Source organism: Microbacterium sp. MMO-10, from assembly GCF_037148715.1.
Classification (GTDB): domain Bacteria; phylum Actinomycetota; class Actinomycetes; order Actinomycetales; family Microbacteriaceae; genus Microbacterium.
Genome location: NZ_JBBCSV010000008.1, coordinates 1 through 5,505 on the forward strand (window position 1 = coordinate 1; position 5,505 = coordinate 5,505).

At 54.7% G+C, this 5,505-nt stretch carries 3 rRNA genes; all 3 read right to left on the reverse strand.

Features of this window, described 5'->3' with window-relative positions:
* Window positions 1-44 precede the first annotated feature (44 nt).
* Window positions 45-161 (reverse strand): 5S ribosomal RNA (rrf, locus tag WFJ17_RS18600).
* Between the two features lie 104 nt (window positions 162-265).
* Window positions 266-3,363 (reverse strand): 23S ribosomal RNA (locus tag WFJ17_RS18605).
* A gap of 404 nt (window positions 3,364-3,767) precedes the next feature.
* Window positions 3,768-5,292 (reverse strand): 16S ribosomal RNA (locus WFJ17_RS18610).
* The 16S, 23S and 5S rRNA genes sit together here, the layout of an rRNA operon.
* Between the last annotated feature and the right edge of the window lie 213 nt (window positions 5,293-5,505).

The window sequence follows — 5,505 nt, forward strand, 5'->3', positions numbered from 1 at the left end:
GCAGAAAGGCCACCCTGCGTTGGGTGGCCTTTCTGTTAAAGGAAGTCCGGCGGTGTCCTACTCTCCCACAGGGTCCCCCCTGCAGTACCATCGGCGCTGTGAGGCTTAGCTTCCGGGTTCGGAATGTGACCGGGCGTTTCCCTCACGCTATGGCCGCCGAAACACTATTGACGTGTCTCAAACAAACACAAGCATGTGTGTTGTTGTTTGGTTTTCGACCGTACGTCGAGAACCACAAAGTGGACGCAAGCACCAAGAACGGTGTGTTATCAAGTCATCGGCTTATTAGTACCAGTCAGCTGCACGTGTTACCACGCTTCCACATCTGGCCTATCAACCCAGTAGTCTGGCTGGGAGCCTCTCACCCGAAGGTATGGAAGTCTCATCTTGAGGCCGGCTTCCCGCTTAGATGCTTTCAGCGGTTATCCATCCCGAACGTAGCTAACCAGCGGTGCTCCTGGCGGAACAACTGGCACACCAGAGGTTCGTCCAACCCGGTCCTCTCGTACTAGGGTCAGATCCTCTCAAACTTCCTACGCGCGCAGCGGATAGGGACCGAACTGTCTCACGACGTTCTAAACCCAGCTCGCGTACCGCTTTAATGGGCGAACAGCCCAACCCTTGGGACCTACTCCAGCCCCAGGATGCGACGAGCCGACATCGAGGTGCCAAACCATGCCGTCGATATGGACTCTTGGGCAAGATCAGCCTGTTATCCCCGAGGTACCTTTTATCCGTTGAGCGACAGCGCTTCCACAAGCCACTGCCGGATCACTAGTCCCGACTTTCGTCCCTGCTCGACCTGTCAGTCTCACAGTCAAGCTCCCTTGTGCACTTACACTCGACACCTGATTGCCAACCAGGTTGAGGGAACCTTTGGGCGCCTCCGTTACTTTTTGGGAGGCAACCGCCCCAGTTAAACTACCCACCAGGCACTGTCCCTGAACCGGATTACGGTTCGAAGTTAGATATCCAGAGTGACCAGAGTGGTATTTCAACAATGACTCCACATGAACTGGCGTCCATGCTTCACAGTCTCCCACCTATCCTACACAAGCCACACCGAACACCAATACCAAGCTGTAGTAAAGGTCACGGGGTCTTTCCGTCCTGCTGCGCGTAACGAGCATCTTTACTCGTAATGCAATTTCGCCGAGTTCGCGGTTGAGACAGTTGGGAAGTCGTTACGCCATTCGTGCAGGTCGGAACTTACCCGACAAGGAATTTCGCTACCTTAGGATGGTTATAGTTACCACCGCCGTTTACTGGGGCTTAAATTCTGAGCTTCGCCGAAGCTAACCCGTCCTCTTAACCTTCCAGCACCGGGCAGGCGTCAGTCCGTATACATCGTCTTGCGACTTGGCACGGACCTGTGTTTTTAGTAAACAGTCGCTACCCACTAGTCTCTGCGGCCACCACGCCCTTTTCGGAGTAAATCCGTATAAGCGGGTGGCCCCCCTTCTCCCGAAGTTACGGGGGCATTTTGCCGAGTTCCTTAACCACGATTCTCTCGATCTCCTTGGTATTCTCTACCTGACCACCTGAGTCGGTTTGGGGTACGGGCGGCTAGAACCTCGCGTCGATGCTTTTCTCGGCAGCATAGGATCACCCACTTTTTATCCGCATCGTGTCTCAGCCTGTATGAGAGACGGATTTGCCTATCTCTCGGCCTACGCACTTGCACCAGGACAACCATCGCCTGGCTTGGGCTACCTTCCTGCGTCACACCTGTTAATACGCTCACTCCACCAGATGGGGTCGCATGCCGCCTCACGATCGTCCCCGAAGGGATCCACGCGTCTTGGGATGCTTAGCACTCCTGATTTCATGTGGGCGGTTCTTCGCCGGTACGGGAATATCAACCCGTTGTCCATCGACTACGCCTGTCGGCCTCGCCTTAGGTCCCGACTTACCCAGGGAAGATTAGCTTGACCCTGGAACCCTTGGTCTTCCGGAGGACGTGTTTCTCACACGTCTTTCGCTACTCATGCCTGCATTCTCACTCGTGTAGCGTCCACGGCTGGATCACTCCGCCGCTTCACTCGCCACACGACGCTCTCCTACCCATCAACACGGCTGGACCACGAAGGCCTACCATAAATGTCAATGCCACAACTTCGGTGGCGTGCTTGAGCCCCGTTACATTGTCGGCGCGGAATCACTTGACCAGTGAGCTATTACGCACTCTTTCAAGGGTGGCTGCTTCTAAGCCAACCTCCTGGTTGTCACAGCAACTCCACATCCTTTCCCACTTAGCACGCGCTTAGGGACCTTAGTTGGTGGTCTGGGTTGTTTCCCTCTCGACTATGAAGCTTATCCCCCACAGTCTCACTGCTGCGCTCTCACTTACCGGCATTCGGAGTTTGGCTGACGTCAGTAACCTTGTAGGGCCCATCGGCCATCCAGTAGCTCTACCTCCGGCAAGAAACACGCAACGCTGCACCTAAATGCATTTCGGAGAGAACCAGCTATCACGAAGTTTGATTGGCCTTTCACCCCTATCCACAGCTCATCCCCTCAGTTTTCAACCTAAGTGGGTTCGGCCCTCCACGACGTCTTACCGTCGCTTCAGCCTGGCCATGGATAGATCACTTCGCTTCGGGTCTAGGACACGCGACTGAATCGCCCTATTCAGACTCGCTTTCGCTACGGCTACCCCACACGGGTTAACCTCGCCACGTATCACTAACTCGCAGGCTCATTCTTCAAAAGGCACGCTGTCACCCCTACTAAGGAGGCTCCAACGGTTTGTAAGCAAACGGTTTCAGGTACTATTTCACTCCCCTCCCGGGGTACTTTTCACCTTTCCCTCACGGTACTTGTCCGCTATCGGTCATCTGGGAGTATTTAGGCTTATCAGGTGGTCCTGACAGATTCACACGGGATTTCTCGGGCCCCGTGCTACTTGGGATACTCTTCACGCCAAGCCAGGCATTTCGACTACGGGGTTCGCACCCTCTATGACCGGCCATTCAAAACCGTTCGTCTATACCTGCTTGTAACGCTGAAAGTTCGGCAGAACAATCAGAAAAGTCCCACAACCCCGAGCATGCAACGCCTGCCGGCTATCACACACACCCGGTTTAGCCTCATCCGCTTTCGCTCGCCACTACTCACGGAATCACATGTTGTTTTCTCTTCCTGTGGGTACTGAGATGTTTCACTTCCCCACGTTCCCTCTACCCGCCCTATATATTCAGGCGGGAGTCACTAGGTCGGCACGCCGCCCAGCGGGGTTTCCCCATTCGGACACCCTCGGATCAAAACTCGCTTATCAGTTCCCCGAGGCTTATCGCAGATTGCTACGTCCTTCTTCGGCTCCAGATGCCAAGGCATCCACCGTTTGCTCTTAAAGACTTGAAATCACATGAGTTCATCAAGAATCGGTACCAAACCCTCCGAAAAGGGCCCGGTTCGAAATTGACTAATGATCTTTAAGATCATCAAAACGAGACGACCGAAATCGTCTCGAAGATGCTCGCGTCCACTGTGTAGTTCTCAAAGTACGGGCGGTCCCCCACCCCCTCACCGCAGTGAAAGGCATGAAGGCCAGAAGTACCGCATGTGTTCCCACACCCGGTCCCTCAGGACCCAACAGCGTGCAGGCCCCCGTCTCATCCCCCAGTCCGTTCCCACCGCAAGCGGCGTACTAAAACCAGAAGACTCAACAAGAGCCATGTCAAATGTTCCACCCATGAGCTAACCAGCAGCACACATTCGGTGCTGATCTGGCGCCTGGAAGGCCGAAGCCTCCAGATGCTCCTTAGAAAGGAGGTGATCCAGCCGCACCTTCCGGTACGGCTACCTTGTTACGACTTAGTCCTAATTACCGATCCCACCTTCGACGGCTCCCTCCACAAGGGTTAGGCCACCGGCTTCAGGTGTTACCGACTTTCATGACTTGACGGGCGGTGTGTACAAGACCCGGGAACGTATTCACCGCAGCGTTGCTGATCTGCGATTACTAGCGACTCCGACTTCATGAGGTCGAGTTGCAGACCTCAATCCGAACTGGGACCGGCTTTTTGGGATTCGCTCCACCTCACGGTATTGCAGCCCTTTGTACCGGCCATTGTAGCATGCGTGAAGCCCAAGACATAAGGGGCATGATGATTTGACGTCATCCCCACCTTCCTCCGAGTTGACCCCGGCAGTATCCCATGAGTTCCCACCATTACGTGCTGGCAACATAGAACGAGGGTTGCGCTCGTTGCGGGACTTAACCCAACATCTCACGACACGAGCTGACGACAACCATGCACCACCTGTTCACGAGTGTCCAAAGAGTTGACCATTTCTGGCCCGTTCTCGTGTATGTCAAGCCTTGGTAAGGTTCTTCGCGTTGCATCGAATTAATCCGCATGCTCCGCCGCTTGTGCGGGTCCCCGTCAATTCCTTTGAGTTTTAGCCTTGCGGCCGTACTCCCCAGGCGGGGAACTTAATGCGTTAGCTGCGTCACGGAATCCGTGGAAAGGACCCCACAACTAGTTCCCAACGTTTACGGGGTGGACTACCAGGGTATCTAAGCCTGTTTGCTCCCCACCCTTTCGCTCCTCAGCGTCAGTTACGGCCCAGAGATCTGCCTTCGCCATCGGTGTTCCTCCTGATATCTGCGCATTCCACCGCTACACCAGGAATTCCAATCTCCCCTACCGCACTCTAGTCTGCCCGTACCCACTGCAGGCCCGAGGTTGAGCCTCGGGATTTCACAGCAGACGCGACAAACCGCCTACGAGCTCTTTACGCCCAATAATTCCGGATAACGCTTGCACCCTACGTATTACCGCGGCTGCTGGCACGTAGTTAGCCGGTGCTTTTTCTGCAGGTACCGTCACTTTCGCTTCTTCCCTGCTAAAAGAGGTTTACAACCCGAAGGCCGTCATCCCTCACGCGGCGTTGCTGCATCAGGCTTCCGCCCATTGTGCAATATTCCCCACTGCTGCCTCCCGTAGGAGTCTGGGCCGTGTCTCAGTCCCAGTGTGGCCGGTCACCCTCTCAGGCCGGCTACCCGTCGACGCCTTGGTGAGCCATTACCTCACCAACAAGCTGATAGGCCGCGAGCCCATCCCCCACCAAAAAATCTTTCCAGACACTAACCATGCGGTTGTGCCTCGTATCCAGTATTAGACGCCGTTTCCAGCGCTTATCCCAGAGTGAGGGGCAGGTTGCTCACGTGTTACTCACCCGTTCGCCACTAATCCCCAAGTGCAAGCACCTGGTTCATCGTTCGACTTGCATGTGTTAAGCACGCCGCCAGCGTTCATCCTGAGCCAGGATCAAACTCTCCGTAAAAAAGAAAAGCAAACGAACCGGGGAAAACCGGAACGCCGCGAGTTTGAAACTGACCAAAGAGATGACATCATTGCTGACTTCATCCGAATGCCAACCCAAAAAGAGTTGGTCTTTGATCCAAAGGAATTTCTCAACCAGCCCGAAGACTGGACGAGGAATAAATTGGCATTTGACAAGTGCACGCTGTTGAGTTCTCAAGGATCGGATGCTCCT